Origin of the sequence: Microcoleus sp., assembly GCF_041354475.1 — a bacterium.
In the GTDB taxonomy this organism is placed as follows: domain Bacteria; phylum Cyanobacteriota; class Cyanobacteriia; order Cyanobacteriales; family Microcoleaceae; genus Microcoleus.
This window is the reverse complement of record NZ_JBGJZU010000015.1, coordinates 1-25278: the sequence shown is the minus strand read 5'-3', so window position 1 is coordinate 25278 and position 25278 is coordinate 1. Positions and strand designations below refer to the sequence as shown.

Annotated in this window: 38 protein-coding genes; 14 read left to right on the top strand and 24 right to left on the bottom strand. The window is 44.8% G+C overall.

Annotation, left to right across the window (positions count from 1 at the left end; all coding sequences use genetic code 11):
- The first annotated feature begins 105 nt into the window (after positions 1 to 105).
- From ACBR23_RS08335 to ACBR23_RS08315, 5 genes are all read left to right on the top strand, one after another.
- Positions 106 to 2979 carry a zinc-dependent metalloprotease gene (locus tag ACBR23_RS08335; RefSeq protein WP_371119359.1) on the top strand — a complete coding sequence of 958 codons (2874 nt, stop codon included), beginning with the start codon at positions 106 to 108 and terminating at the stop codon, positions 2977 to 2979.
- A gap of 99 nt (positions 2980 to 3078) precedes the next feature.
- Positions 3079 to 3153 carry an element excision factor XisI family protein gene (locus ACBR23_RS08330; RefSeq protein WP_341735392.1) on the top strand — a complete coding sequence of 25 codons (75 nt, stop codon included), beginning with the start codon at positions 3079 to 3081 and terminating at the stop codon, positions 3151 to 3153.
- 48 nt (positions 3154 to 3201) lie between these two features.
- Positions 3202 to 3618: an element excision factor XisH family protein gene (locus tag ACBR23_RS08325; RefSeq protein WP_371119360.1), complete on the top strand. Its 417-nt coding sequence runs from the start codon at positions 3202 to 3204 to the stop codon at positions 3616 to 3618.
- The gene (locus tag ACBR23_RS08320; protein WP_333466959.1) at positions 3606 to 3941 is read left to right on the top strand and encodes a XisI protein; all 336 of its coding nucleotides are present in this window, start codon (positions 3606 to 3608) and stop codon (positions 3939 to 3941) included. Before ACBR23_RS08325 ends, ACBR23_RS08320 begins: the two co-directional genes overlap by 13 nt.
- A 106-nt stretch (positions 3942 to 4047) precedes the next feature.
- Positions 4048 to 4338 (top strand): hypothetical protein, encoded by a 291-nt coding sequence (locus tag ACBR23_RS08315; protein ID WP_371117503.1) that lies wholly within the window; start codon positions 4048 to 4050, stop codon positions 4336 to 4338.
- Positions 4339 to 4443: 105 nt separating this feature from the next.
- On the opposite strand, the gene ACBR23_RS08310 is transcribed toward ACBR23_RS08315, so the two are convergent.
- From ACBR23_RS08310 to ACBR23_RS08245, 14 genes are all read right to left on the bottom strand, one after another.
- Positions 4444 to 4668, bottom strand: coding sequence for a type II toxin-antitoxin system HicB family antitoxin (locus ACBR23_RS08310; protein WP_371119361.1), 225 nt, complete (start codon positions 4666 to 4668; stop codon positions 4444 to 4446).
- The gene (locus tag ACBR23_RS08305; protein WP_371119362.1) at positions 4665 to 5315 is read right to left on the bottom strand and encodes a Uma2 family endonuclease; all 651 of its coding nucleotides are present in this window, start codon (positions 5313 to 5315) and stop codon (positions 4665 to 4667) included. The genes ACBR23_RS08310 and ACBR23_RS08305 overlap by 4 nt, the downstream gene beginning before the upstream one ends.
- Before the next feature lie 88 nt (positions 5316 to 5403).
- Positions 5404 to 6192 (bottom strand): DUF4058 family protein, encoded by a 789-nt coding sequence (locus ACBR23_RS08300; protein ID WP_371119363.1) that lies wholly within the window; start codon positions 6190 to 6192, stop codon positions 5404 to 5406.
- A gap of 70 nt (positions 6193 to 6262) precedes the next feature.
- Positions 6263 to 6886: a Uma2 family endonuclease gene (locus tag ACBR23_RS08295; RefSeq protein WP_371119364.1), complete on the bottom strand. Its 624-nt coding sequence runs from the start codon at positions 6884 to 6886 to the stop codon at positions 6263 to 6265.
- 176 nt (positions 6887 to 7062) lie between these two features.
- Entirely contained in the window at positions 7063 to 7341 is a 279-nt protein-coding gene (locus ACBR23_RS08290) for a DUF5615 family PIN-like protein (RefSeq protein ID WP_371117497.1), read from the bottom strand.
- Positions 7338 to 7667, bottom strand: a complete 330-nt coding sequence (locus ACBR23_RS08285; protein WP_371119365.1) for a DUF433 domain-containing protein — start codon at positions 7665 to 7667, stop codon at positions 7338 to 7340. Before ACBR23_RS08285 ends, ACBR23_RS08290 begins: the two co-directional genes overlap by 4 nt.
- 131 nt (positions 7668 to 7798) lie before the next feature.
- Positions 7799 to 8005, bottom strand: coding sequence for a hypothetical protein (locus ACBR23_RS08280; RefSeq protein ID WP_371117494.1), 207 nt, complete (start codon positions 8003 to 8005; stop codon positions 7799 to 7801).
- Positions 8006 to 8010: 5 nt separating this feature from the next.
- Positions 8011 to 8388, bottom strand: a complete 378-nt coding sequence (locus ACBR23_RS08275) for a GIY-YIG nuclease family protein (protein WP_371117493.1) — start codon at positions 8386 to 8388, stop codon at positions 8011 to 8013.
- A 48-nt stretch (positions 8389 to 8436) separates the two neighbouring features.
- Positions 8437 to 8574: a hypothetical protein gene (locus tag ACBR23_RS08270; protein ID WP_371117492.1), complete on the bottom strand. Its 138-nt coding sequence runs from the start codon at positions 8572 to 8574 to the stop codon at positions 8437 to 8439.
- 3 nt (positions 8575 to 8577) lie between these two features.
- The gene (locus tag ACBR23_RS08265; protein ID WP_371117491.1) at positions 8578 to 8886 is read right to left on the bottom strand and encodes a hypothetical protein; all 309 of its coding nucleotides are present in this window, start codon (positions 8884 to 8886) and stop codon (positions 8578 to 8580) included.
- 195 nt (positions 8887 to 9081) lie between these two features.
- The gene (locus ACBR23_RS08260) at positions 9082 to 9423 is read right to left on the bottom strand and encodes a DUF5615 family PIN-like protein (protein WP_371117490.1); all 342 of its coding nucleotides are present in this window, start codon (positions 9421 to 9423) and stop codon (positions 9082 to 9084) included.
- Positions 9420 to 9656 carry a DUF433 domain-containing protein gene (locus tag ACBR23_RS08255; protein ID WP_371117489.1) on the bottom strand — a complete coding sequence of 79 codons (237 nt, stop codon included), beginning with the start codon at positions 9654 to 9656 and terminating at the stop codon, positions 9420 to 9422. The genes ACBR23_RS08260 and ACBR23_RS08255 overlap by 4 nt, the downstream gene beginning before the upstream one ends.
- A 125-nt stretch (positions 9657 to 9781) precedes the next feature.
- Positions 9782 to 10051, bottom strand: a complete 270-nt coding sequence (locus ACBR23_RS08250) for a hypothetical protein (RefSeq protein ID WP_371117488.1) — start codon at positions 10049 to 10051, stop codon at positions 9782 to 9784.
- Positions 10048 to 10278, bottom strand: coding sequence for a hypothetical protein (locus ACBR23_RS08245; protein WP_333033745.1), 231 nt, complete (start codon positions 10276 to 10278; stop codon positions 10048 to 10050). The genes ACBR23_RS08250 and ACBR23_RS08245 overlap by 4 nt, the downstream gene beginning before the upstream one ends.
- Positions 10279 to 10399: 121 nt before the next feature.
- Between ACBR23_RS08245 and ACBR23_RS08240 the strand changes: the two genes are divergently transcribed.
- On the top strand, positions 10400 to 10687 hold the full coding sequence (locus ACBR23_RS08240) for a DUF433 domain-containing protein (protein WP_333087622.1): 288 nt from the start codon (positions 10400 to 10402) through the stop codon (positions 10685 to 10687).
- A 1-nt stretch (position 10688) separates the two neighbouring features.
- On the opposite strand, the gene ACBR23_RS08235 is transcribed toward ACBR23_RS08240, so the two are convergent.
- From ACBR23_RS08235 to ACBR23_RS08210, 6 genes are all read right to left on the bottom strand, one after another.
- Positions 10689 to 10928 carry a DUF4926 domain-containing protein gene (locus ACBR23_RS08235; RefSeq protein WP_371119366.1) on the bottom strand — a complete coding sequence of 80 codons (240 nt, stop codon included), beginning with the start codon at positions 10926 to 10928 and terminating at the stop codon, positions 10689 to 10691.
- Positions 10929 to 10989: 61 nt separating this feature from the next.
- Positions 10990 to 11190 (bottom strand): DUF2283 domain-containing protein, encoded by a 201-nt coding sequence (locus ACBR23_RS08230; RefSeq protein ID WP_371119367.1) that lies wholly within the window; start codon positions 11188 to 11190, stop codon positions 10990 to 10992.
- Entirely contained in the window at positions 11180 to 11446 is a 267-nt protein-coding gene (locus tag ACBR23_RS08225) for a DUF4258 domain-containing protein (RefSeq protein WP_371119368.1), read from the bottom strand. Before ACBR23_RS08225 ends, ACBR23_RS08230 begins: the two co-directional genes overlap by 11 nt.
- Positions 11447 to 11512: 66 nt before the next feature.
- Positions 11513 to 12103, bottom strand: coding sequence for a Uma2 family endonuclease (locus ACBR23_RS08220; RefSeq protein WP_371119369.1), 591 nt, complete (start codon positions 12101 to 12103; stop codon positions 11513 to 11515).
- A gap of 73 nt (positions 12104 to 12176) precedes the next feature.
- Positions 12177 to 12746 (bottom strand): Uma2 family endonuclease, encoded by a 570-nt coding sequence (locus ACBR23_RS08215; protein ID WP_371117487.1) that lies wholly within the window; start codon positions 12744 to 12746, stop codon positions 12177 to 12179.
- A 48-nt stretch (positions 12747 to 12794) separates the two neighbouring features.
- The gene (locus tag ACBR23_RS08210; protein ID WP_371117486.1) at positions 12795 to 13043 is read right to left on the bottom strand and encodes a hypothetical protein; all 249 of its coding nucleotides are present in this window, start codon (positions 13041 to 13043) and stop codon (positions 12795 to 12797) included.
- A 52-nt stretch (positions 13044 to 13095) separates the two neighbouring features.
- Here ACBR23_RS08210 and ACBR23_RS08205 point away from each other — a divergent pair, with 52 nt between their 5' ends.
- The gene (locus ACBR23_RS08205; protein ID WP_371119370.1) at positions 13096 to 13584 is read left to right on the top strand and encodes a DUF29 domain-containing protein; all 489 of its coding nucleotides are present in this window, start codon (positions 13096 to 13098) and stop codon (positions 13582 to 13584) included.
- Positions 13585 to 13632: 48 nt separating this feature from the next.
- Here the strand turns inward: ACBR23_RS08205 and ACBR23_RS08200 are convergent, their stop codons facing one another.
- The 4 genes from ACBR23_RS08200 to ACBR23_RS08185 form a co-directional block, all read right to left on the bottom strand.
- Positions 13633 to 13977: a hypothetical protein gene (locus tag ACBR23_RS08200; RefSeq protein ID WP_371119371.1), complete on the bottom strand. Its 345-nt coding sequence runs from the start codon at positions 13975 to 13977 to the stop codon at positions 13633 to 13635.
- Positions 13978 to 13993: 16 nt separating this feature from the next.
- Positions 13994 to 14401, bottom strand: a complete 408-nt coding sequence (locus tag ACBR23_RS08195; RefSeq protein ID WP_371117484.1) for a hypothetical protein — start codon at positions 14399 to 14401, stop codon at positions 13994 to 13996.
- 86 nt (positions 14402 to 14487) lie between these two features.
- The gene (locus tag ACBR23_RS08190) at positions 14488 to 15465 is read right to left on the bottom strand and encodes a heme o synthase (RefSeq protein WP_371119372.1); all 978 of its coding nucleotides are present in this window, start codon (positions 15463 to 15465) and stop codon (positions 14488 to 14490) included.
- Positions 15466 to 15674: 209 nt separating this feature from the next.
- Entirely contained in the window at positions 15675 to 16586 is a 912-nt protein-coding gene (locus ACBR23_RS08185) for a heme A synthase (RefSeq protein ID WP_371119373.1), read from the bottom strand.
- 515 nt (positions 16587 to 17101) lie between these two features.
- On the opposite strand from ACBR23_RS08185, the gene ACBR23_RS08180 reads away from it, so the two are divergent.
- The 7 genes from ACBR23_RS08180 to ACBR23_RS08150 all read left to right on the top strand — a co-directional run.
- Positions 17102 to 18148, top strand: coding sequence for a cytochrome c oxidase subunit II (locus tag ACBR23_RS08180; protein ID WP_341735266.1), 1047 nt, complete (start codon positions 17102 to 17104; stop codon positions 18146 to 18148).
- 376 nt (positions 18149 to 18524) lie between these two features.
- Entirely contained in the window at positions 18525 to 20279 is a 1755-nt protein-coding gene (gene ctaD, locus ACBR23_RS08175; RefSeq protein ID WP_371117481.1) for a cytochrome c oxidase subunit I, read from the top strand.
- Positions 20280 to 20492: 213 nt separating this feature from the next.
- Positions 20493 to 21134, top strand: a complete 642-nt coding sequence (locus tag ACBR23_RS08170; RefSeq protein WP_371117480.1) for a heme-copper oxidase subunit III — start codon at positions 20493 to 20495, stop codon at positions 21132 to 21134.
- A gap of 312 nt (positions 21135 to 21446) precedes the next feature.
- Positions 21447 to 21857: a XisH family protein gene (locus tag ACBR23_RS08165; RefSeq protein ID WP_371117479.1), complete on the top strand. Its 411-nt coding sequence runs from the start codon at positions 21447 to 21449 to the stop codon at positions 21855 to 21857.
- Complete coding sequence (locus ACBR23_RS08160) at positions 21848 to 22225, top strand: XisI protein (RefSeq protein ID WP_371117478.1); 378 nt, start codon at positions 21848 to 21850, stop codon at positions 22223 to 22225. Before ACBR23_RS08165 ends, ACBR23_RS08160 begins: the two co-directional genes overlap by 10 nt.
- A 73-nt stretch (positions 22226 to 22298) precedes the next feature.
- Entirely contained in the window at positions 22299 to 22907 is a 609-nt protein-coding gene (locus ACBR23_RS08155; protein ID WP_371117477.1) for a Uma2 family endonuclease, read from the top strand.
- A 240-nt stretch (positions 22908 to 23147) separates the two neighbouring features.
- Positions 23148 to 25278: filamentous hemagglutinin N-terminal domain-containing protein (locus ACBR23_RS08150; RefSeq protein ID WP_371125638.1), on the top strand; the 2131-nt coding region annotated here is incomplete at its 3' end.

Here is a 25278-nt window from a genome sequence, read left to right as displayed (position 1 = left end):
CCCTGAATTTCCCCCCTTGGGGGGGGTTATTCTTCCTTCTTCCTTCTTCCTTCTTCCTTCTTCCTTCTTCCTTCTTCCTTCTTCCTTCTTCCTTCAATAACAAACATGAAAAATCTGACATCTACTAAAAACAGCACAAATCCACCACCTAAAAATCCCCAAAAAAATAGGCCTTTGATATTTTTCATACTATGCCTAGCATTTTTCCTATTCAGTTTATATCAAGGTTTATTTTTACCCTATTCCCTATCAGCCCCTGGGCCAGGAAAAGAACAAAATAGCGAACAATCCTTGCAACCTTTCGATGAAGTCATCAAAGACACCAAAAAATCCGAAGGAATGTTTACCCTATATACCAACAAAACCACAGATAAAGTCTATCTAGAAATTAAGCCAGAACAACTAAATAAAAAATTCCTCTGCTTTGTAACCCTAGCTTCCGGCTTAGGAGAAGCAGGGATTTTGAGTGGACTTCCCTTCGGAGACTTCTTATTCCAACTGCGAAAAATTCAAAATAACGTACAATTTGTAATTCCAAATATCAACTTTCGCACCAGTCCTGGCGATCCACAAACAGGTTCTGTAGAACGAGCATTTAGCGAGTCGATCCTGTATTCTTTACCCCTCAAAAGCATTCACCCCCAAAGACAAACTCTGCTGATAGACTTGGGTGATTTGCTGATGAACGAAAAGCGTGACTTGCCAGGGGTAAAATCATTTTTGCCAATGATTTTAGGTGCATCTTATTCCCTAGATGCTGACAAATCTTACTTTAAGGAAGTGAAAGCCTTTCCCTTAAATGTAGAGATTACTTCTGTCTACGGTTTTTCCAGCGACAATGACAGTTCCGTCAACTATTTACCATCAATTCCTGACAGTCGAGCTTTCAATCTTCGCATTCACTACAGTTTCTCAGAAGTGCCATTAAATAATGGCTATCGCCCCAGATTCGCGGACGAAAGAGTTGGTTATTTTATCACAGCATATAAAGACTTTTCTGACAATAGCAGCCGGGAGCCTTTTGTGCGCTATATCAATCGCTGGCATTTGCAAAAACAAATTCCCAATGCTCCGATTTCACCGCCAGTGCAGCCGATCGTCTTTTGGATTGAAAACAATGTACCTCTGGAATACCGCAACGCTATCCGTGAGGGCATTTTGGAATGGAATAAGGCTTTTGAAAAGGCAGGATTCAGTGACGCAATTCAGGTCAAACAGATGCCGGACAATGCGAAATGGGACCCGGCGGATGTTCGCTACAATACTATTCGCTGGTCGAGTTCCTTCGATCCTGAATTTGCTGGTCTGGGCCCCTCTCGCACTAACCCGCTGACTGGAGAAATTTTGGATGCGGATATTTTGTTAGATGCTAATATAGTCCGGCAAATTAAACAGGGCTATCGCTCTTTGGTGCAACAAAATCGCTCGGTGGCTAAGAGTTTTCAAGGGCAAAATGGCTCTAACACAAATCCTTGTCAGTTCGGGATGTATTCTCGCTATTTGAGAGTGCTGGGAAAGGATAATTTAGGCACTGGCAATAAAGAAAATTCGACTGGTGAACTGGTTGATGATTTACCAACTTTGGTGGAAAGATATCAACAGCAAAAGCGATCGCCTGTGTCGCGGTTGATGTCGGATTCTGATTTGTGCTTTGGGTTGGAATCCAGCCAACAATTTGCCATGGGTGCAATGTCGATGTCTCTGTTGGGTAATGGGACACCTAATAGTTCGGAAATTGAGGATTATGTGAATCAATATATCCGATTTTTGACTGCTCACGAAGTCGGTCACACTTTGGGTTTGAGGCACAATTTTCACGGTAGTACGATGCTGCAACCGGAGGAGTTGAATAATACTCAGTTAACTCGCACTCAAGGTTTGGTGGCGTCGGTGATGGATTATGTGCCGATTAATTTGGCGGCACCGGGAAGTGTCCAGGGCGATTATTACCCCATGATTGTGGGGCCTTATGATGATTGGGCGATCGAGTATGGTTACAAGGTGCTTGGTGCTGTCAATCCCAGTAGCGAATTGCCAATGTTACAGGAAATTGCCAGTCGTGCTGCGGAACCGCAATTAGCTTATGCGCCGGATGAAGATGCTGTTGATATTCTCGATCCGGCTGCTAATACTTTCGATCTTAGTGCCAATATGCTCGCTTATTCCCAGTTGCAATTGGAGAATGCTAGGGTGATGTGGAAGCGTTTGGAAAGCAGAATTCCGGTTGGGGATGATGGTTACAATGAACTGCGGGTGATGTTTGATTCGGTGTTTGGATATTATGTTCAGCAGGTGATGAATGCTACTTTGTATGTGGGGGGAGAGTCGTTTAATCGAAGTCGCCCTAGCGATCCGAAGGGGAAATTGCCCTTTGTACCGATCGCACTTAGTCAGCAGCGAGAAGCATTAGCAACCCTGGATAAATACGTTTTTGCACCGGATGCGTTTAGTTTTGCACCCCAGTTGCTGAATAAATTAGCGCCCTCTCGTTGGAATCACTGGGGAAGTCCGGCTTTGGTGTTTCCTTTAGATTATCCCATTGGCGATCGCATTACTTTTTTACAGCGGTTTGTATTGCGGGTTTTACTCTCTCCAGAGCGGCTGGTGAGACTGCGGGATGCGGAATTAAAATCGGCACCCCAAAGTGCTCTGAAGTTGCCGGAAGTGTTCGATACTTTACAACAGGATATTTGGCAAGAAGTTTTCCATCCTAAGAATAAACAAATTGAGATTTCGACTTTTAGGCGTTCTTTGCAGCGGGAACATTTGGCAATTTTGATCGGTATGGTGTTGCGAAAAACGAGTGTTCCTGAAGATGCGCGGACTTTGGCTTGGTACGAGTTGCGGCAGTTGCGGGAGGGTTTGAGTAAAACTATTCGCAGTTTGGATCGGAATGCGGATGCTTATATGCGGGCTCATTTGGAGGAAACGCGCGATCGCATTTCTAAGGTTTTGAACGCACAGATTCAGTCGAATTAATTGGGGGTCGAGAAACCGGGTTTTTACGATAATATTTCGTTGTAGCCATAGATTTGGTAAAAAACCCGGTTTCTTAGAATCTCAGTCAAGGCCGCTGGCGTGCCCAAAGACCACATTGTTCTGGCTTTCCATCCACCGGAAGTTCGAGAGTATACTGGATATGCGATCGCGTAACCTCTGCGGAACTTATGTGGTATATGATAAATAAACATAACAGCCCCTATGCCTGCCAAAGACTTTTATCACGATACTGTCTGCACCGCCCTCATCAAAGACGGTTGGACAATTACTAACGATCCTTTCAAGCTCAGAGTTGGCGGACGTTCAGTATACGTTGATTTGGGCGCAAAAAAGCTCTTCGCAGCCGAGAAGCAAGGGCGCAAAATTGCCGTTGAAATCAAAAGCTTCCTCGACCCATCACTTGTCAGCGAGTTAGAAAAGGCACTCGGTCAATACGATTTATACTATCTGATTATGGAGGATGAAGATCCAGAACGAGTCCTTTACCTAGCAATCGCCCAAACCGTATTTGAAGGTTTTTTCTCAGAAGAGATATGTCAAATGGTACTTCGTAAAAAGAGCATTAAGCTGATTATTTTTGATTCAGAAACAGAGGAGATTGTTCAATGGATAGACTAAAATTTTATCAAGATACAGTTGAGAAAATCCTCAAAGATCATGCTGCTATCTCTTATAGTCATGGCGACATTCAGCAATATGTCATCATTGATGCCGAACGAACTCATTTTTTACTCTTCAATGAAGGTTGGGATCGTAAAAAGCGCGTTCACGGTTGCGTCACCCATGTCCAAATTATCGGAGACAAAATTTGGATTCACTATGACGGGATTGAGGACGGCATTACGGTTGAACTCGTCGCGGCTGGCGTGCCCAAAGACCACATTGTTCTGGCTTTCCATCCACCGGAAGTGCGAGAGTATACTGGATATGCGATCGCATAGTTTCTCATCTTGACCGAGATTTTAAATAACATCAGCAGTCAATTTCCCCCATTTATAACTATCGTCCAAATGCTACAATACATATTGAGATTATGAATCAAAAACTATGGCTGAACTAAAACTCCGATCGAAATATCCAGATTCACTCAGACAAATTATCGAAAGTGCTTTGTCAGAGAGACTCCATAGCATTGAAGCAGGAATTAAACTAACGAAAGAGCGACTTCAAGAATTTGAGACTAAATATGAATTATTGACAGAAGAATTTATTAGACGCTTCAATAATGATGAATTGACACATAGTTTTGATTTTGATGAATGGATAGGAGAATCTCGAATGTTGGCACATTTACGACAGAAAAAAGAAACCATTGAGGAAATTGAGTTTGTTAATTGAAATTTATGATCGGCAGGTTCGCGATCTAATTTAATCCTGTCAAATTGTAGAATCCTTCAATCTAGATATCGAGCAATTGCTGCAACTAATTGATTTTAGATTTCTTCATGCGTGCTGTAGAGATTGACCAAATAATTGCGGCTTTGGCAAAAGTTTACCCTCATCTAGCATCGATTCAGTTAAAAGTTCCAAAACCTCGCGGGCATTTTTTAATGCGTCTTCGTAAGTATCACCGTGGGTATGACAATAGTCTCCCCATTCTGGAAAACTAACGACATAGCACTGATCCTCATCTGACCACTGAATAATAATTGTATAATGACTGTTCATCTATTTTCCTCCTCAATTTCAGCTAGTTGTTGCTTCAAATCCCGGATAGCAGCGCTGGTGTTGCGTTGGTAAGCAATTTCTACACAGCGGGCGATCGCACTTTGTAGATCGAAGTCTGGAAAATAGATGCTTTGGGTTTGAACTTGATAGTTTGCACCTTGCAGCCGATAAATTAAGAGTTGCTGCTTCTTGTATAGCCAGATTTCAGGAACCCGATAAGGCAGATAATCTTGCACATCGGAATAACTGGTGACATCAATTTCGATAACTAAATCTGGCGGCGGATCGTTTTGCCAGTCAATCCGCTTTTTGCCACAAACCGCTTGCCAGTTGTTAATGTAAAAGCAATAATCTGGTTCAATTCCGCTTTCTTCTGGCACTGTCATGGTGATAGGAGTAAACGCATCATATTCCCGTTCATCCGCATCCAAAAGAGTTGTGACAATATTGGCAATCAAATGGGCATCTTTTCCGTGTACGGGTAAAGGTGACATCAGCAACACTTCTCCATTGCGATACTTCAGACGCGGAATTGAGCCGTCTCCACGGCGATCGTACAAACTTTGATAATCTTGCCAAGTTGCAGGTAAGCGTACTACAGAACCCGCAGGCAATTGAATTTTTTCTGGTGAGACGAGGGCAAACATGGTCTAAACTCCCTTTTGCAGCCGTTGATTCTCATCATAGACGGATTTGATCGAGTTCGTCTGGAGTGGAATTGCGATCGACGAAGAACTAAGAAAGCGATCGCCGATCGATTGACAAAACGTCCGTCATCTCTGACTTTAACCAAGGTGATGGTGGATTGCTATCGTAATCGATGAAATAATCGTATCCCAATTGCTCGTACAGTTGGTCAACCAAGGATTGCAAGTCTAATATCGGTTCTGAATCGGACGATCGCAAAGGCAACAAAAATGCTGGAATGCGATCGCCCAAGTTAAAGGGATACAAATCGGAAATTGGACGAGTTTGCGATCGGCTAATCAAGATACGATAGTGACTCTGAATATCGCCATTTTCTACAGGCAAGGGAATACCATCGCGCAGCAAATCAATTTCAACCAAATGGGTGAGACTCTCTAAAACTTTCTGGCGTTTGGCGATATATTTTTTACGACCTTCACCAAATTTATTAGCAGGGGAAAGCACTTCGATCGCCGTCACCAATTCTTGAGTTGCAGCATCTTTTACCTCGATATAGGATTGCTGAATTTCTTGTAGCATTGGAACTGTTACTTTAACGGGTTCGGGCAGTGGGCAAACAGCAATAGATCCTTCAAAAGAATCTGTATTCGCTGGTGCATTCCTTCGGTTCTGCTGCACGCTGACATCTGGTCTACCAATGGCAATTGCTGTCGAACCTGCGATTTTATACACCCATTTATCCGTCACCACGCGATATTTTGGGATGAGTTTGAGGACTAAGGAACGAGCAATTGCTGCAACCAATTGATTGTGGAAATCCGACCAATACTCTGGTTGTTCGAGGTAGGGATTCATTCCAGAAAATGGATTGGGCATGGGAAACTCTCCCGATTTATGTGGTGCTCCATACTATTATACAACTGTTCATCTAAATAATCTGCAAACACTAAACTTCTGTCATCGCAATGATTTGAGCGATCGTTAATATTAACTGAGGAAACATTGGAGAAACAATAGTGGATTCTCCTTGATATCGCAGCGCCTGATATTCACCATCGATTAAGCGGTTGATGGTCGCCGTAGACTGTTTTGGAGAACCAATATACTGAACGCCTCCCAACCCTGCATAATCAACGATCCAATACTCCAGGATTCCTAAAGTTTCATACTCATTCAATTTTATGCGGTAATCATCCCGCCAATTCGTACTCACAACTTCGATCGCCAACGGAGGTGGAATATAGGCAGCAGCAGAGGCAGAACTTTGACGCATTCTAGCCCATTCTTCCTTGGCAAACACCACAATGTCGGCTTTACGACTCGATTCACTTTCGCCAGGGGGAGCGTTCAATCTGACTTGTTTATTTTGTCGAGGAACGTAGGGAAGGTTCAAGGATTGGCAATGATCCACCAAGAGACGACATAAACCATCGACGACATCCTCATGTTTGGCTGTGGGTTCACTCAGGGGCATGGCAACTCCATTGACTAGCTCGAATGACCTACCGGAGTCGTCATCCCAGTTGAGAAATTCCTCGAAGGAAAGGGTTTTTTGGGCGATCGCAACCATTGATATTAACCTTTGGCGTAGGTTGGCTCTCTGTTGTCTGTTTCTAGCTTAACGCTTTCGATCTCCATTTTAGTTTGCATCAGAGGGGTAGCTTAGCAATACGATCGACCCATTCCTCTGCACTAGACGCTGCCCAAATCAAGAGTAGTTCTTCGATGACAACACTTCGACTACGCTCAGTGCGCCGCTTCCATCGGTATTTTGCGGGAAACAATAATGACTCCAGCACTCTGATTAGTAGTAATGAACTCAGCAAATTCCGATGGCATTGTTTTGCGATCGTGGCTAACAAGAACACGTCTTTGCTGTGCTGCAATTGCCAGCACATCTAAATCTTTAACGCCTTCTAACCCAGCAGCAAAAGCAGTTTGAAAGTCTATTGTAGATTCTCGTCGCAGTAATCCTGTGACGATCGCCTGATTCAAGTCCGCATCAGCTTGATAGCGCACATTCACGATCGCACCTGCTTTCTTGCAGCCTTAGCTGCCATCAGTTTGTTGTACAAAGCTGGATCGCTGGTTTGTAGAGGTTGAGGCATGGCATCAAATGCAGCTTCTTCCGCGGCTAGGTAAGCATCGATTTCAGCGCGGTTGGCTAGATAAAAGGCGATCGCCCCATAAACCTGTTCCAGTGTCAGTAGTGGGAAAGACTGAACAATACTTTCGGGCGATAGTCCTTGTTGGAAAGCATAGGCGATCGAGTCAAGAGAAATCCGAGTTCCTTCAACCCAATAGGCATCATTCCGATACTCTATGTAAGTTTTAAGTGCTACAACAGGCATAGATTTTTTGGGATTTTAACTACTTATTATCATAGACGGATTCGATCGAGTTAGTCAGGAGTGGAATTGCGATCGACGAAGAACTAAGAGAGCGATCGCTTATCAATTGACAAAACGTCCGCTTCTCGATTTTATTGTCCGCGTCCTGGTTTGCAATCTACGAAACCTAATGCTTCTGTGTCGAGAAAACTGGCGATCGCCATTTCGATCGTCGCTGCGATCGGATATTCAATTTCCGCAGCACGCGCAATTAGAGCCGCTTGAATTCGTTCTGGCAAACGTCTCAAAATGACTTCGGCATCAGCAGGAGAAAGTTGTTCTTGAAGTTTGGCTTGCATGGCATTCACCTTTGGGTTGGAATTTGAACGTTGTACGGAGGTTCAGTGGCTCTTAGAATGATGGCTTCTAGCTCCAATAGTAACGCAGGGTTTTCACAGTGAGAGATTAATTGCATTGCAATCCGCACATCCTCGTCATTGTACTTATCGAGCCACGCCCATAAAAAAGCCTTGTGCCCGCCGCTGAAGCGTCCTCGTAGGCTCTTGGTTTTACCGATGTAAAGTAATCCGTCAGTTATATGCCTGACTGCATAGATGCCAGGGCGAGCAGGAATCTTATCAAACTCACGGGTCAAGGGTTGACATTGCTCGAAAGGAGTGAAGGCGATCGCATCTAGAATTTTCCGCGCTTGGGCTTGCAGTTCAGAATCGTTTGTTGGCATGGAAGCAAGAAGGCTAATTGCACAGAAATCATGTTCCCACAAATTCTGTTATAGCTCCAAAATAAACGGAATTGAGCCTTTGTTTTGTCGATCGTACACACTCTGATATTCTTGCCAAGTTGCAGGTAAGCGCACTACATAACCCGCAGGTAATTGAATTTTTTCTGGTGATACGAGGGCAAACATGGTCTAAACTCCTTGAGATATTGTGAACAGTTCTTGGATGATTAGTCTGGTGTGAGATTTGACTTGATCTATATCTGATTTACTGGCAAGATAGTAGCGGTTATGGGCAGATATATCTCCTAAATATTTCAACTCAGGAATTTTTTTCAAATCCTTCTTCCCGTTGCGAGACAGATTCCAATCCTCTTCTAAAAATTTCTTTATTAGATGCTCAAGGGATACGAAGTGTCCATCACTACTTTTGATTTTTTCAGTTATTTTATTAGCTTCAAAACACTCAATAATAAGTGTCTCAACTAAACGCCTCACCATTTGTCCATATATTTACTGGATTATACCAGATAGACAAACAAATTGCAGGTAATTTACCAGATCTTAGTAAATATATCAATATCTTGTCCGTTTAACACCCTGTTTGTTGCTCCCAATAGGTGGAAAGTTTCCATCTATCTCGTCATGGAAGCCAAACCTAAAACACTTCTAGATCGATCGCGCATAGGTCAATCTCTAGTTACCTGTAATCTCTACAACTCTTTCCCCGGAACGTAAAAGCTCGATCGCATTAGGTAATGTTGCTGTCAGAATTTCCTTGAGACGATCGTTAGAAGTGTTGCCACAAGTCAGCCAAATCACCTGCGGGGGCGATCCATATTGATCGACCAATTCGATAAAATCCCGGTCTTTGGTCATCAGAATAACCTCACCCGCTGCTTTTGCCGCCTCGAAAATATCGGGATCTTCTGATTCTCTCAAACCTAAATCTCGCACAGCTATGGCTGTTATGCCAAAGGTAGCAGTAATCCACACAGCAATGGCTGGTGATAGATGAGCATTCAACCAAATAGTCATGCGGCTAAAACGGGATGATCGAGTTTGCGGACTGCATACAGAAGCGCAGCTTTAATATCGTCAAGTTCCAAGTCTGGCAATTCTTCGATAATTTGCTCAAAACTCAAACCCGCACCTAGCAACTCTAGGATATCGATGACTCGAATCCGCATTCCCCGGATGCAGGGACGACCGCCACATTGTCTTGGGTTCACTGTGATTCTGTCAAACAGATAAGCAACGGATGCTGGCATTGGTTAAAATTGTTTGAAACCTTTTTCTCTAGCTTACTTCATTTATCGCTCGAAATTCACACCGCGATCTAATTCTGCGATCGCCATCTACGGTAACGGGCGCTGACGAATTCGATCGCCTTAAACTACATCCGTTTCAGTAATTCATCGTACTCGTCGTGTGCACCAATCCAGTACCAGTAAATACGATCGGCTTCCAATAAACCTAAAACACGATAATTGATACTGACACGAGCAGAATAAATCGGTTGCTTCTGACTGACTCGCTTGAACTGAAGACTTGGATGATAAGGATTTTCCTGCCAAAGGGCATAAGCTTTATCGGCTTGTTCCTGAACTGATACAGGAAGACTCTCTAGCCGCGTGCGAAATGACCTTGTAACACTTGATTTCATTTTTGTGTTGGAAAAACCTCATCAAGTGGAACCGTTTCTCCTCCCGCAATTTCTTGACGTACCATTGCAGCCATCTGATCCCATTGAGCGTCTGTCGTGTCAGCAAAACGAGTTTCCCATTTTTGCTCGTCCTGCAACTCTGCCAAAAACCGAGCCGCGATCGCATCTTGCCGATCGGGTGGGAGTTTTTGGATTTGGGCGATCGCCTGTTGAAGGAGTTCAGTCATGATTTTGTTTGAAACCTGTATCTCTAGCTTACTTCATTTATCGATCGAAATTCACACCCCACTATAATTCTGCGATCGCTATGCTGTAATAGAGATCAGTCCCTTCAAACTTCCATAGTTTATGACCACAGCAGTATCTATTGACATTGGTACGCTCATTACACGCACTCCCGGATTGCATGGTGGATGTCCCCACATCCTCGGTAAGGGCGTTACCGTTCGCCGGATTGTCACCTGGTACAAGCGAGGATTGAATGCTGAAGAGATTTGCGATCGCATTTCTCATCTCACCCTCGCCGAAGTCTACGCCGCACTCACCTACTATCATGCCAACACCGCAGAAATTGAAACTGATTTGATCCATCAAGCAGCAGAAGCCAAGCGTCTAGAAGCAAGGTATTATTTGTAGGTTAGGCGTAAATAGGAAGTGGCTCATAAACAAGTTGCATAAGTTTTTCTGAGCCCACGGTTTCCATTGCATAGGTATTGCCTTGAGCATCGGCAAAATCTACTAGATAAGCGCGATCGTCAAAGCTCATGAGAATAGTGCCAACTTGTCCGGGCCGGAGCAAAATCTGCCCAGAGGTTTCTTTGTGGATGGCCTGAATTTCTGCGGTCAAGGCAACAACATCATATTCGTGTAACGTCATTATAGTATCCTCACTTATTAAGCTGACAATATTGCCGTGCCACCTCGATAAAGCGCATCAACTACGTTGCGATCGCTAGCATGAGCTCTTGAGGATTCAACAGTTGACGTTTGGAGGCATTGAGAAATTCGATGCTAACTGGTTCGTTATTTTCGTCATAACTGACAATTACGCCTCCCGGTTCAGAAATAGCATTGGCTGGAAACGCATCACGGAAGATAAAAATTAGAATGTCTGATTCTGCATCGTATTTAACTTTCATCGGTATTCTCCTGCCAATATCGCTTAATTTGATTTGTCCAGTACAGAGTTAAAATTCGCCTGGTTTTGCCAATTTCAACAAAGGGTACTCTCAGAAGACCGTTGCCTCGTTTGATTTGAGCCACCAAGACATCATCTTCCACTATAATCTGTTGAGGATTGGTGAGGGCCGCCTCAACCTCTTCCCTGGAAATTTTCAATCGCTCTTCCCATTGTAGCTGACGTTCCTGGGCGTGTTTTGTCCAAACAATTTGCATATCTCCTCATACTCCCGATTCCTCTGTAGCTTCCATTTTAAAACCTTTGTCTCTAGCTTACTTGATTTATCGCTCGAAACTCACACCGCGATATAATTCTGCGATCGCCATTTCAAGCTCAATACTCTGTAACATCACTAAATCGCCCGCACCATAAACCACCGTTTCCCATCGTTCCCCAGCCCCATCTTTCACCCGACGGCGACACTCTACTCGCATCTCATCCTGCGCGATTAAAACATACTCTTCCAAGGATTCCAACAGTCGATAATCCTCAAACTTATCAGTGCGATCCTCTTCGAGGGCTTCGCTAACGAACTTTTCCGTCGAAGGAGACAGCACCTCAGCAATCAACTTAGGATAGCGCTTCACATAGCGATCGCTCTTATCTCGCGGATCGCACGTCACAAACGCATCGGGATAATAGAAAAACACATCCGCATAATTCACCTTCACATCACCGGAAAAAAACTGACAGTCCCCATCACGCAGGTGAAAATTAATAACCGTTAAAAAATTAATCGCGATACGGCTATGATCGTCGCTACCTCCTGCCATTGCGTATACTAACCCGCGTCGATATTCATGCCGGATAGTATTCTCATGTTCGATGGAAAGGTACTCTTCGGGGCTAAATCCAGAGGGGATGGCAATCATAGTATGGCTGGCAATTTTGATACTTTAATTGTAGCGAGTATTGTCTGAAATCTTTGTCTATAGTTTACTTTATTTATCGATCGAAATTCACACCGCGATATAATTCTGCGATCGCAATTTCAAGCTCAATACTCTGCAACATCACTAAATCGCCCGCACCATAAACCACCGTTTCCCAACGTTCCCCAGTTCCATCTTTCACCCGACGGCGACACTCCACTCGCATCTCATCCTGCGAGATTAAAACATACTCTTCCAATGATTCCAACTGTTGATAATCCTCAAACTTATCACCCCGATCGAACTTTTTAGTCGAAGGTGAAAGTACCTCAGCAATTAACTTAGGATAGCGCTTCACATAGCGATCGCTCCGATCGCGCGGATCGCAAGTAACAAAGGCATCGGGATAATAGAAAAACTCAGCCGCATAATTCACCTTTACATTACCCGATCGCACAGAGCAACCACTATCTCGAACCTTCTCGCGCAAAAGTTCAATGAGATTCAACGACAGTTCATCATGATCGTCGCTACCTCCTGCCATTGCGTAGACTAAGCCACGCTGATATTCATGGCGGACTGTATTCTCATGTTCCAGGGAAAGGTACTCTTCGGGGCTAAATCCAGAGGGAATGGCAATCATAGTATTACAGGCAAATTTGATAGCTTAATTGTAGCGATTTTCGAGTCACTAATGGTGGGTGGTCGATTTATTTGCCCGCCCGGCCATGTATCGATCGAAAGTTGTGTAATCTCCAGCTTTGTAGTCAGCACGGGCTGCTTGAATTTCGGCAATGTCTTCTGTAGAATCATCCTCATTCGGGAATAATTCAGCTTCCAAAAATTCCCAGATTTTGTATCTTTCAGCAATTCCCAGTGACGAAATAGCTTCCAGCAGTGATTGAAATGAGATGTCTACTTTCACGGTATTCTCAGCCATCAGGACTTTCCTCCACTTTTAATTTTATACTATGCTAGAACAAAACCCAAAAATGGCAAAGCAACCGATGCCTATACTAAACCTCTACGAGACTGATTTCTACGCTTGGACACAGGAACAAGCAACATTACTCCGTAGCAAACATTGGAGTCAAATCGACCTACCAAACCTGATTGAGGAGATTGAATCTTTGGGTAAGCAGCAACGCCAGGAACTTCGTAACCGTTTGAGCGTGTTGATTGGGCATATGCTGAAATGGGAATATCAATCACAAAATCGTAGTCGGAGTTGGCTGGCAACTCTTCGCATACAGCGTCGCGATACGTTACGGCTACTCAAAGATAACCCAAGTCTCAAGTCTTATCTTGATGATGCACTCCAAGAATCCTATGAGAATGCCAGAGACTTGGCAATGGGAGAAACTGAACTACCAGAGCAAACCTTCCCTTTGAGTTGTCCTTATAGTTTGACTGACATTTTAGACGATCGCTTTTATCCTGGTAAACCGAGTGAATTGGTAGATAATTCAGACTTTATTTAAGGGCAAATTAACGCAGAGGTATGAAAGGGACGATCGTTATGATTATGATTAAGTGATAGCAATCAATTGACTTGGTTCTGCAAGTTCTTTTTGCAGCTTTTTACTAAAATAAATCACTTCATAGTCTGGCGCTAGTTCCTGACGTAGCTGATGCCATATACTAATTCCTTCTTGCTCAAAAGTCTCTTGAGCTTCCTCACTAGCGAACCCTGATGAAGCTGGATCGTTCCAATTGAGAGTTGCTTCGTAACTTGTGATCCAAGCAAGCAAGCGCCTGAGAATTTTTTGACTTAAAGGTAATGTCGTTGGTTCGATATTGCCAATTCTCCCAGGAGAAGCCCACCACAACGGATGGCTGCCATAGTCAGCATTTAGTTTAATGATTTCTTTCATGTTCATTCACCTTAATTTATGAAAGGGAAGCGGGGTTAGCACAAACTAGATAACCGTTGCTACCGACTGTCACTGCGATGAGCTGAATTTTACCCTTAAAAGTGACTTGATAAATTGGTCGAGTTGGAGATTGATAACCTAAAATTTCACCGCATATCACAGCCTCCATCACTGCATCTGGGATTTCTGCTTCAGATATGTCTCTTGCTGCAAAATCTCGCCTGTGGTTGTTCACAATATGTTGGAGGCCAGAGGCAGAGTTTCCTATTTCCAAGAATACTATTGTACCATCAATTAGCTTGGCTATCCGAAGTATTGCTTCAGAATTATGTTTAATTCTGGCTTGCCTGAGTTCGTCAATGAGGGCAACTTTTTCCTCGCTCGGTTCAATAGGTTGTGAGATTTCATTTTCCGAGTTTTTCAATGGCGATTACCTCTGTCCAATTTATAGATATCACAAGAATACCGAGAGCCCCGACTTCTTTAAGAAATCGGGACTCTAACAGAAAACTACATCACAACCGCACTCATTAAAGTGTGCACATTTTGTACAACAGCAGTAGTAAAGTTATGAGTCGCAGGTAAACTATCAACCACGATTCCAGCGCACAATAGCATCAGATACAGAATAGAGTATTTAAAGAGCGATCGCGCTACGTTCTTATCTTCTGGAGTCTGCAACAGCAACCAAGCTTTTTGGGCAAAAATAACACCCAGGAAAATCGCAGTACCAGCATACACCGGGCCGGCTAAATTCAGCGGATAAACCAGCAGTAAAGTGGCGGGAAGCATCAATAATGTGTAAATCCAAATTTGGCGGGCTGTCTCTTCGTCGCCTTCAATTACCGGCAACATCGGCACGCCTACTCCCTCGTATTCGTCGCGAATCATCATGGCTAATGCCCAAAAATGTGGCGGTGTCCACAGGAAGATAATCCCAAACAACAGCCACGCACCCCAACTCAAATCTCCCGTCACCGCAGCCCAGCCAACTAGCGGCGGAATAGCGCCTGCTGCACCGCCGATGACGATGTTTTGCACGCTGTGGCGCTTCAGCCAATGGGTGTAAATTAGGACGTAGAAAATGATGCCAGACATGGCTAGCAATGCTGCTAATAAGTTGGCAACAACTGTCAGTAATGTAAAGGAGATTGTCGCTAGCGCGATCGCAAAAATCAAAGCATCCCGTTTCTTGACACGCCCCGAAGGAATCGGCCGCCAGCGGGTGCGCTCCATAATATAATCGATGTCGCTATCGTAAACACAATTAATCGTATTAGCAGACGCGGAAGCCAAAGCCCCTCCAGTAATAGTTGATACCAGCAATAGCGGATCGACTTCTCCTTTGGCGGCCATCCACATTCCGGCTGATGTGGTGATTAGCAACAGTAAAATAATTCTGGGTTTTGTGAGTTGATAGTAACTTTTCACTACTTGCGAAAAGTTTTCATGGAGGCGAGGGCTATGGTTTGTAAGAACTTCTTGCATCGGTGATTAATGGTTAGTTGTTAGTTGCGGTGCCCTGAGCGAAGTCGAAGGGTCACTTGTGGTCATTTTTCATGGGCTGTAGGGGCGGGTTTTACGAGAGATATTTGTTGTAGGTAAAAAGATTGATAAACCCGCCCATCTTAGTCCGCGGAGGCGGACTTCGTTTGTGTAGTAGCGGTTTCAACCGCCGATTAATCAACCCGCCCATTTCAAGCTGATAAAACCCGATCGCGCCACGACAAAACACTAAAGGCTACCAAGGTTCCCAACAAAGCAGCGCCGACAGCTTGGTGGGCGACTGTCAGGGGTTCTACCTGAAGGTGCAGCCGGAAAGTTGCTAATCCCAAAACTAATTGAGCAATCAGACAAACACTCGCTAAATTCCCTAATTTTCGCAAGCTTGCGCTTAGTGCGGGTTGCCGCCAAGCCATGATTGCTACTGTTAAAGTGGCTGCGGTGGCTGGTACTACGCCGATGATGTGGCTGTTCATTACTGAGCACAATTCTGAGGAACCAAAACATTGGTGCAGCGCCCATCTAGAGCCTACTAATGCTCCTAGTAAACTTTGCAGGTAAACTAATAATGCTGCGATCGCACTTACCCAAGCTAATTTACCCGTATTGCCTGTAGCTTCGTAGGGAGTTAGCATGAAACCGATGACTAATAGGGAACAAAAAAACAGTAAAGCTGTTCCCAAATGAGCGGTAACGATGTCAAATCTGAGCAGTTGTGTGACTGTCAAGCCGCCCAATATGCCTTGAAAAACGATGAGAAATACTGCCCCAGCGCTTGCCCAAGGGAGCCATTTTGGGACGTGGCTACGATAAAACAAAGATAGTCCTAAAAGGGCGATCGCACTTAAGCCGATCGCCGCCGCATCCAAACGGTGAAACCATTCCAAAAATACCTGCAAATTCATTTGCGCTGCGGGGATTAATTGACCGTAGCACAGCGGCCAATCCGGGCAAGCGAGCCCCGCGTTCATCACCCGCGTGGCACTGCCTACAGCCATTAATAGCCAGGTGGCGATCGCTATTTTCCACACTAGGCCGCGGACAATATCTTTTGGCTGCCACTGCACTCCCGCTGCGGTTGGCTGATTTAAAACTGAGTTTGCCATGAATCTTACCTGAGCCTTTGTTATCGATGGAGCTTAAATATTGAACTTTTTTTCCTGCTGGGTTTCTCCGAGCTTAACACTGTTTTTCATAGAAAAACCGTCCATCTATTTGAGATTTTAGATTTGAGATTTTAGATTGGAGGACTGAATAATTCACCTTATGTTACAAAAGATTTCTGTTATTTTGCTAAACTTAAAAAAAGCTTAATCTTTGCCCCCAACCCTTTATACTTAAACAATCTCCTCAAGTCCAGCTTTCTCACCAAAAATAAAGATTTAATTAAGAAAAACTATTTATCAAATAATTGTGATAAATGATACTGAAATTAAAAATTTAAAACTAAACAGCATCAAAAAACTTAAAAAATAGCATTAATCACAAACTAAATTTAGCTGATTGTTCTACCCTAGTAGGAGTAGGACGGCTAGTAAAACCGCAGTCAACAAATTAAACAAGCCGTAAGCCAGCGACTCCTCAGTCCAGGCGTCGCAGCCCTTACTCAAGGAGTTCCAGGATGGAAAAAGAAACAAGCAAAATACCGGCTTCGCTGTTGACCCTAGTTGGTGGGCTCGCGATCGCAGCTATCAGCTTCTGGTATGGTCAAAACAACCACCTCATGCCAGGGCAAGCATCAGAACAAGCACCACTGGTAGACGATTTTTTTAACGTGATGATCACGATCGCCACAGCCCTATTTATAGTGGTAGAAGGCGCGATCGTCTATTTTGCGATCAAATTTCGCTACCGCCCCGGAGACGAAACCGATGGCATACCCGTTAGCGAAAACTTTGCCTTAGAAATCTTCTGGACGGCAATACCCGCAATTCTGGTGATTGGTGTGGGCATCTACAGCGTCGAAGTCTTTAGAGATATGGGAGGCTTCGATCCGGGCGGCAGTCAGGTGATGGCTCACGTTCACGACTCCACCCACGCAGGCCATAAAATGCCGAAAGGCAGCGCAATGGCCGCTCCCCTGATCGCCGACTCAGGAAGCGCGGCATCAGAAATGGCCGCAGAAATGGGTGGCACACCAACCGCCAAATACGGTTTTGGAGCCAAACCTTCGGAGACAGGCAAATTCGCAGGCCTGACAGTCAACGTCACTGGGATGCAGTACGCCTGGATTTTTAACTATCCCGACAGCGGAGTCACCTCTGGGGAACTCCATGTACCCACTGGTAAATCCGTTCAGCTCAACCTTTCCGCCGTTGACGTGATTCACTCATTCTGGGTGCCCCAATTCCGGCTCAAACAAGATGCGATTCCCGGAATTCCCACCGAATTGCGGTTCGTCGCCACCACGCCCGGTGACTATCCCGTATATTGTGCGGAACTTTGTGGCGGCTACCACGGCGCAATGCGGACTCGCGTGATTGTTCACACTCCTGAAGAATACGACAGTTGGCTCAAAGAAAGTCTGATTGCTCAAGAGCTCGATATCGATCGCGCGATCGCAGTTAATCCTGCTAATTTGTCAGAATCGGAATTTCTAGTTCCTTACGTTAGCGACATGGGAATTAAACCCGAAACCGTCGCTCAACTGCAACCGACTAGGAATTAAAACAACCAAATTAAAAATTAAAAATGCCACAAGCAATTCAACATTTTTAATTTTTAAAGCGAAGCTTTTCCCGCTCGCCCTTCGACTTCGCTCAGGATAAACTCAGTTGAAGGGTCGATGTGTTGCAGTGTCCTTGGACTTTCTTCCTGAATTTCCCCCCTTGGGGGGTGATATCAATTCCGGTTGTATCGGAGTGATTTAACCGCGAAGGCGCGAAGGACGCGAAGGAAGAGAAGAGAGAGTTTAATACAGGACGATGAAAAGATGATTTTATATGACTTCTTCTTTCTTCCTTCTTCCTTCTTCTTTCTTCCTTCTTCTTTCTTCCTTCTTCCTTCTTCCTTCTTCCTTCTAATTAAAATTCCCAAAATATCAAATGGCACAAGCACAACTTCCAGTAAATACCCCGCCAGAAATTAAAGAGGAAAGTTACTCACACCATCCCACAGCATGGAAATGGTACGACTACTTTACTTTCAACGTTGACCACAAAGTAATTGGTATTCAATACCTAGTAACCGCCTTTATTTTCTACCTGATTGGCGGATTAATGGCGATGGCGATGCGGGCGGAACTCTACACCCCCGATTCCGACTTTCTCGACCCAAACCTCTACAATGCTTTCCTGACTAACCACGGGACGATCATGATTTTCCTGTGGATCGTGCCAGCGGCGATCGGCGGATTCGGCAACTTCTTAATCCCGTTGATGCTGGGCGCTAGAGACATGGCGTTTCCGAAGCTCAACGCGATCGCCTTTTGGGTGAATCCCCCCGCCGGCATCATCCTGATGAGCAGCTTCTTCTTCGGAGGAGCTCAATCTGGTTGGACTTCATATCCGCCGCTGAGCGTGATTACAGCCAACACCGCTCAATCAATGTGGATTTTGTCGATCGTCCTAGCAGGAACATCCTCAATTTTAGGTTCGCTCAACTTTGTTGTCACCATCCTCAAGATGAAAGTTCCCAGCATGAAATGGGATCAACTTCCCCTATTTTGCTGGTCAATTTTAGCAACTTCAGTGCTGGCACTGGTATCAACCCCAGTATTAGCAGTGGGCTTGACATTGCTGCTGTTTGATATCAACTTCGGCACCTCATTCTACAAACCAGATGCAGGCGGCAACGTCGTTATTTATCAACACTTATTCTGGTTTTATTCCCACCCGGCAGTTTATTTGATGATTCTGCCCATCTTCGGAATCATGTCCGAAGTTATCCCAGTTCACGCGCGTAAACCGATTTTTGGCTATAAGGCGATCGCCTATTCCAGCTTAGCCATCTGCCTGGTTGGATTATTCGTTTGGGTGCACCATATGTTCACCAGCGGTACACCTCCCTGGATGCGGATGTTCTTCACCGTTTCCACCCTAATTGTGGCAGTTCCCACCGGTGTTAAGATTTTCGGCTGGACGGCTACCCTGTGGGGCGGTAAAATCCGTTACACCAGTGCGATGTTATTTGCGATCGGGCTTTTAATGATGTTCGTCTTCGGCGGCTTAACCGGAGTCACCTTAGGCACTGCACCCTTCGACGTCCACGTACACGACAGCTACTACGTCGTCGGCCACTTCCACTACGTCCTCTTTGGCGGTTCCGTCTTCGGCCTCTACGCCGGAATTTACCACTGGTTCCCCAAAATCACCGGTCGGATGTACAACGAAACCTGGGGCCGCGTTCACTTCGTCCTCACCTTCATCGGCACCAACCTCACCTTCTTACCAATGCACCAATTGGGCCTGCAAGGAATGCCCCGCCGGATTGCCATGTATGACCCGCAATTCGAGTCCCTCAACAAGATTTGTACCTACGGTTCAATTCTGCTCGGATTTTCGGTACTTCCCTTCTTCTTCAACATCATTTGGAGTTGGATGTACGGGCCGAAAGCTAGCAGCAACCCTTGGGAAGCTTTGACTTTGGAATGGACAACTGCTTCGCCACCAATCATTGAAAACTGGGAAGTATTGCCCGTTATCACTCACGGCCCCTACGACTACGGGATGAATAATTTCGTTCCGAACATCGATCATTTAGGAGTCCTGATTCCCGCAGGTAATCAAAAAGCTGAATCTTCTACCTCTGTTTTGGTAGCAGAATCTGCATCGGATGTCAACAAAAATGGTGACAGTTGATAGTTGTCAGTTGATACTTGTCAGTTGATAGTTGTCAGTTGATAATTGTGTTGGGTTTCGTTCCTCAACCCAACCTACACTATTCTGTAGGTTGGGTTAAGCGATAGCGAAACCCAACATCCAAAAACAACAGAATAGCCATAAACCCGACTTCTTTAATAAGTCAGGTATCTAAAAAAAGATAGTTTCACCTGTTCAATATTGGAGACTTTTATGCAAGGTTCAACAATTGATAGCCCAGAAAGTGTACTCAACTCGTCAGTTCCCCCAGTAGCCGCAGCCAGCGCCGCGGAACACCACGAAGAACACCAAGATTTGCGACTGTTCGGACTCGTGACTTTTCTGATTTCTGAATCCTTGATGTTTGGAGGGCTTTTTGCCACCTACTTATTATTGCGCGCTGGTGCCGAATCTTGGCCACCGGAAGGCACAGAAGTAGAATTACTGTTGCCGACAATCAACACAATTATTCTGGTTTCCAGCAGTTTTGTGATTCACTTTGGCGACAGTGCGGTGAAAAAGAATGATATCAAAGGAATGCGGCTTTGGTACGCCATTACTGCTTTGATGGGCATTGTTTTCTTAGGAGGTCAGGTTTACGAATACATGACCTTGGGTTACGGTTTGACTGAGAATATCTTTTCTAACTGTTTCTACTTGATGACCGGTTTCCACGGTTTGCACGTTTTTCTTGGTATCTGCTTAATTTTGGGCGTGCTCTGGCGGAGTCGCCGCGAGGGCCATTACTCAAATGTGAAGCACACAGGTATCGAAATGGCAGAAATTTACTGGCACTTCGTGGACATTATTTGGATTGTTTTGTTCTTGCTAATTTACGTCCTCACTCTTTTCTAAGGTAGTAGTAGACTCAGCAAAAAACCCCACGGCTGGGTTTTTTTTATTCTCTTCCTTCAGAACCCCGACTTCTTAAAGAAGTTGGGGTTCTGGCTATAATGTAAAAATATGATGACTATTATGCAGCCATGTCTCAAAGAAACGAAACACTTATTCTAGTTTTATCCCTAGGAATTACGTTTGTACCGATATCTGGTTTGTGAGCTATTAGTGAGTGTGGAATTTAGGTTATAATATATAGTAGTAAGTTCTAGGGCTAATCTAGCAGAAGTGCTTACAAAATTAGTAATTATCCACAACTAGAAAACTTGTATGGCAAAAGATCGGTTTCATGATGTTGTCAAGACTGCTTTAGAAAAGGAAGATTGGCAAATCACGGCTGATCCCTATGAAATTAATCTTGATGATGTAGATTTTGAGATTGATTTGGCGGCGGAACAACTGTTAGCCGCGCAGCGAGAGAGTCAGAAAATTGCTGTAGAAATTAAAAGTTTCATCAGTTCATCCAATGTCTCAGATTTTCATACTGCATTGGGACAATTCCTTAATTATCGCGATGCACTTGAAACTATTGAACCAGATCGCCTTTTGTATCTAGCAGTGCGAGTACCAGTTTATGAAAGTTTCTTTCAACGACGGTTTATTGTGGCTGCGGTTAAGCGATATCAACTACGATTGATGATTTATAATGTGCAAGAGGAGGTTATTGTTCAATGGCTATAGAGCAATATCGGCAATATATTCGTCATCTGCTTTCCGAACGGCGAGACCGAATTTCGATACAACGCAATGCCGAAGAATACGAAGTACAAACTCTGTTTGATGGTGAACAAGATCATTATCAACTATTATATGTTGGGTGGCGTGGCAATAAACGCAATTTTGGCTGTGTTCTACATCTTGACATCAAGGGTGGAAAAATTTGGATTCAGCATGACGGTACTGAAGTCGGAATTGCCAACGAACTCGTCGAACTGGGAGTACCGAAACAAGATATTATTTTAGCATTCCATGAACCCTATGTGCGCCAGTTTACTGATTTTGGTACAGGGGAAGAGACTTGCGAATTCCCCTCAGTTTCTGCTAAGTAAACTAGGTTTAATTAATTGATATTTCGGGATAATTTATATTAAAATAAAAGAACAAGTTTGGATGGTGAATCCTATGACTTCTCAAGTTTTGTCTCCCGCAATTCCTGACTCTTTGCCAGAACAGCGCGTGATGCTGGAGGGGGTAAGTTGGCAACAGTATGAATTATTGTTAGCCACTTTTGGCGATGATTTTCCGGCTTTGCGGTTGAGTTATTTGGAAGGAATGTTAGAGATTATGAGTACATCTCCCCTGCATGAAGAACTCAAAAAAATGATTGGGATGCTGATGGAATCGTATTTTCAGGATACACGTACTCGCTTTCATGCGATCGGTTCGGCGACGTTTCGTAAGGTTTCTAAGCAGCGCGGATTGGAGCCAGATGAGTGCTATTGTTTAGGACAGAAAAAAGATTTTCCAGATTTGGCGATCGAGGTTGTGCTCAGTAGTGGCATTGTGGATAAGTTGGAGATTTACCGGGGGCTGGGAGTGACGGAAGTGTGGGTGTGGGAATCAGGACGATTTACGATTCATCATCTGCGGGCGAATGGCTATGAGTGTCTTGCTAGGAGTGAGTTGTTGCCAGAATGTGACATTGAGTTGTTGGCTAATTATGTGAAACCGGAGGAACAGTTTGATGCGGTGATGGCTTTTCGGGAGGAATTGAAGATGCGAATAAAGTAAAATCCAAAATATGTAGGTTGGGTTGAGGTGAGCGTTACCCAACTCTTTATTTAAAATGAGGTGTTGGGTTTTGCTATCGCGGAGTCGAAGGGCTACCCAACCTCCTTTATTCGAGAAACGTTATGTGTTCAGCACAAAACCCCCAACCTTGGGGGTTTTTGAGTCTCTCAGTCAACAGTCAACAGTCAACAGTTAACAGTTAACAGTAAAATTGATTTCTACCTCGTCAGCTAAAAGCTAATGAAACTAGCCTTCTTTTCTATACATGGTGCTGCAATGCTAGCGATCGCAGCCACTATTGTCAGTACAGCGGTGGTACAAGCACAACCCATTGTCCCTGCACCCGATCGCACTGGCACTACTGTCACACCAGACGGCGATCGCTTGAATATTACAGGCGGCCACACTTCTAGAGATGGAGCGAATCTTTTCCATAGTTTTCAACAGTTTGGGCTTACCGAAGGGCAGATTGCTAATTTTATCTCTAATCCCGCTATTCGCAACATTCTGGGTCGGGTAGTAGGCGGCAATCCTTCTATTATTAATGGTTTAATTCAAGTAAGTGGCGGCAATTCCAACCTATTTTTAATAAATCCTTCGGGCATTATCTTTGGCCCAAATGCTAGCTTGAATCTTCCGGCTGCCTTTACAGCAACTACTGCTACTAACATCGGCTTTGATTCCGGTTTGTTCAATGTAGCTGGAGCGAACGATTACAGTACGCTGATAGGAACTCCGAACACTTTTTACTTTAATCTCAGCCAACCAGGAAGTATTATTAATGCAGGTAATTTAGCAGTTTTACCTGGACAAAGTATAAGTTTAGTTGGTGGTACTGTTGTTAGCACGGGTTCGCTAAGCGCTCCTCAAGGTAATATTATTGTCGCTGCTGTCCCTGGCGACAATACAGTTCGCATTAGTCAAGAAGGACATTTATTAAGTTTAGAAATAGGGGTTGTTGACGGGGGATTGTTGGCACAGAATGGGCAATTATCTCTGCCTTTGTCTCTTCCGCAATTGCTGGCGGGTGCAGGTAGAAATTCTGCTACTGGTATCTCCGTTAACGGTGCAGGAGAAGTGGTTTTGACGGCGGGTTTGAGGGTGGAAAGCGGGGATGTGGCGATCGCTAGTTCTACTGTTAATAGTCAGAATGCTACACTCTCGGCAGCACGTAATCTCACTTTGGTAGAAAGCCAGCTACTTACTGAGAACAATTTGTTTCTGTTGGCAGGAGATACGGTGCGGGTGCGGGATGGAAGTTATCCTTTTAGGGCGATCGCAGGTGGCAATCTTACTATACAAGGTAATCAAAATATTGATATCTTCGCCCTAAATTACCCTAGCCCTGCATTCCAATCCGCAGGGGATATCACATTATTGAGCAATGGCACTGTTTCCGGTGATGCTCACTTCGCTGCGCGTGGTAATTTTTCTATTCTCACATTGTCTGGCGATCGCGGCAGATTTGTGAGTTTGTACGACCCGATTATTCGCTCCGATGGAGATGTGAGGTTTGGGGATTATACTGGAACTTCACTTAAGGTGGAAGCAAAAGGTGCGATCGCGGCGGGAGATATTACTATCACTGGGCCAGATACTACTTTGTCCGGTTCCACTGATCCTGATGCGGCGGTGCTTTCAGGTAGTGCAGCTTTAATTTTGCGATCGGGCGTTTCGACTCTGGCGAATGCTGCGAATCTGCCGCCGAATGTCACCGCAGGGGAGACATTTTTTGCTTCACCGGGTGTTGCTTCGGGCAATAGCATCGGAGTGGGAGCGATTTCGACAGCAGGCGGGCCTGTGATTTTGGAATCAGGAGGGGACATTGGGCTGGATGCGATCGCCACTTCTGGGGGTAATATTACTCTCAAAGCTGCCAGCGACATCGCCGTTACAGGCACTCTTCAGTCTACTGGCGGCAGTATTAACCTCACGGCTGGCAATTTCCTGACAGTCAGTGGCACTTTTACAGGTAGTAACGGTGCAAATATGAGCATTTCCAGCGCTAATGGCACGGGTGGTGGCGCGATCGCGATCCGACATGGGGGGAGTACGATTACACCTTTTATTATCGGCGATGCGACAAAGAATGGGACGACGGGAGCGATCGCATCAGGTTCCGCGACAATTTCGCCGCAATTATCTGTGCCAGTGCCGCCCAGCACTTATACTCAGGGCAATATTGCGATCGTTACTTCCGCGCCATCTCCAACCGCGGAACCAACACCATCTCCAACGCCGGAACCGACACCATCTCCAACACCGGAACCAACCCCACAACCGACACCATCTCCAACCCCACAACCAACGCCGGAACCAACACCGGAACCAACGCCGGAACCAACCCCACAACCGACACCATCTCCAACAC

Coding starts and splice junctions, on each gene's coding strand:
- ACBR23_RS08335 (WP_371119359.1), top strand. CDS start 106: ATGAAAAATCTGACATCTACTAAAAACAGCACAAATCCACCACCTAAA.
- ACBR23_RS08325 (WP_371119360.1), top strand. CDS start 3,202: ATGCCTGCCAAAGACTTTTATCACGATACTGTCTGCACCGCCCTCATC.
- ACBR23_RS08320 (WP_333466959.1), top strand. CDS start 3,606: ATGGATAGACTAAAATTTTATCAAGATACAGTTGAGAAAATCCTCAAA.
- ACBR23_RS08315 (WP_371117503.1), top strand. CDS start 4,048: ATGGCTGAACTAAAACTCCGATCGAAATATCCAGATTCACTCAGACAA.
- ACBR23_RS08310 (WP_371119361.1), bottom strand. CDS start 4,668: ATGAACAGTCATTATACAATTATTATTCAGTGGTCAGATGAGGATCAG.
- ACBR23_RS08305 (WP_371119362.1), bottom strand. CDS start 5,315: ATGTTTGCCCTCGTCTCACCAGAAAAAATTCAATTGCCTGCGGGTTCT.
- ACBR23_RS08300 (WP_371119363.1), bottom strand. CDS start 6,192: ATGCCCAATCCATTTTCTGGAATGAATCCCTACCTCGAACAACCAGAG.
- ACBR23_RS08295 (WP_371119364.1), bottom strand. CDS start 6,886: ATGGTTGCGATCGCCCAAAAAACCCTTTCCTTCGAGGAATTTCTCAAC.
- ACBR23_RS08285 (WP_371119365.1), bottom strand. CDS start 7,667: ATGCCTGTTGTAGCACTTAAAACTTACATAGAGTATCGGAATGATGCC.
- ACBR23_RS08280 (WP_371117494.1), bottom strand. CDS start 8,005: ATGCAAGCCAAACTTCAAGAACAACTTTCTCCTGCTGATGCCGAAGTC.
- ACBR23_RS08275 (WP_371117493.1), bottom strand. CDS start 8,388: ATGCCAACAAACGATTCTGAACTGCAAGCCCAAGCGCGGAAAATTCTA.
- ACBR23_RS08270 (WP_371117492.1), bottom strand. CDS start 8,574: ATGTTTGCCCTCGTATCACCAGAAAAAATTCAATTACCTGCGGGTTAT.
- ACBR23_RS08265 (WP_371117491.1), bottom strand. CDS start 8,886: ATGGTGAGGCGTTTAGTTGAGACACTTATTATTGAGTGTTTTGAAGCT.
- ACBR23_RS08260 (WP_371117490.1), bottom strand. CDS start 9,423: ATGACTATTTGGTTGAATGCTCATCTATCACCAGCCATTGCTGTGTGG.
- ACBR23_RS08255 (WP_371117489.1), bottom strand. CDS start 9,656: ATGCCAGCATCCGTTGCTTATCTGTTTGACAGAATCACAGTGAACCCA.
- ACBR23_RS08250 (WP_371117488.1), bottom strand. CDS start 10,051: ATGAAATCAAGTGTTACAAGGTCATTTCGCACGCGGCTAGAGAGTCTT.
- ACBR23_RS08245 (WP_333033745.1), bottom strand. CDS start 10,278: ATGACTGAACTCCTTCAACAGGCGATCGCCCAAATCCAAAAACTCCCA.
- ACBR23_RS08240 (WP_333087622.1), top strand. CDS start 10,400: ATGACCACAGCAGTATCTATTGACATTGGTACGCTCATTACACGCACT.
- ACBR23_RS08235 (WP_371119366.1), bottom strand. CDS start 10,928: ATGACGTTACACGAATATGATGTTGTTGCCTTGACCGCAGAAATTCAG.
- ACBR23_RS08230 (WP_371119367.1), bottom strand. CDS start 11,190: ATGAAAGTTAAATACGATGCAGAATCAGACATTCTAATTTTTATCTTC.
- ACBR23_RS08225 (WP_371119368.1), bottom strand. CDS start 11,446: ATGCAAATTGTTTGGACAAAACACGCCCAGGAACGTCAGCTACAATGG.
- ACBR23_RS08220 (WP_371119369.1), bottom strand. CDS start 12,103: ATGATTGCCATCCCCTCTGGATTTAGCCCCGAAGAGTACCTTTCCATC.
- ACBR23_RS08215 (WP_371117487.1), bottom strand. CDS start 12,746: ATGATTGCCATTCCCTCTGGATTTAGCCCCGAAGAGTACCTTTCCCTG.
- ACBR23_RS08210 (WP_371117486.1), bottom strand. CDS start 13,043: ATGGCTGAGAATACCGTGAAAGTAGACATCTCATTTCAATCACTGCTG.
- ACBR23_RS08205 (WP_371119370.1), top strand. CDS start 13,096: ATGGCAAAGCAACCGATGCCTATACTAAACCTCTACGAGACTGATTTC.
- ACBR23_RS08200 (WP_371119371.1), bottom strand. CDS start 13,977: ATGAAAGAAATCATTAAACTAAATGCTGACTATGGCAGCCATCCGTTG.
- ACBR23_RS08190 (WP_371119372.1), bottom strand. CDS start 15,465: ATGCAAGAAGTTCTTACAAACCATAGCCCTCGCCTCCATGAAAACTTT.
- ACBR23_RS08185 (WP_371119373.1), bottom strand. CDS start 16,586: ATGGCAAACTCAGTTTTAAATCAGCCAACCGCAGCGGGAGTGCAGTGG.
- ACBR23_RS08180 (WP_341735266.1), top strand. CDS start 17,102: ATGGAAAAAGAAACAAGCAAAATACCGGCTTCGCTGTTGACCCTAGTT.
- ctaD (WP_371117481.1), top strand. CDS start 18,525: ATGGCACAAGCACAACTTCCAGTAAATACCCCGCCAGAAATTAAAGAG.
- ACBR23_RS08170 (WP_371117480.1), top strand. CDS start 20,493: ATGCAAGGTTCAACAATTGATAGCCCAGAAAGTGTACTCAACTCGTCA.
- ACBR23_RS08165 (WP_371117479.1), top strand. CDS start 21,447: ATGGCAAAAGATCGGTTTCATGATGTTGTCAAGACTGCTTTAGAAAAG.
- ACBR23_RS08160 (WP_371117478.1), top strand. CDS start 21,848: ATGGCTATAGAGCAATATCGGCAATATATTCGTCATCTGCTTTCCGAA.
- ACBR23_RS08155 (WP_371117477.1), top strand. CDS start 22,299: ATGACTTCTCAAGTTTTGTCTCCCGCAATTCCTGACTCTTTGCCAGAA.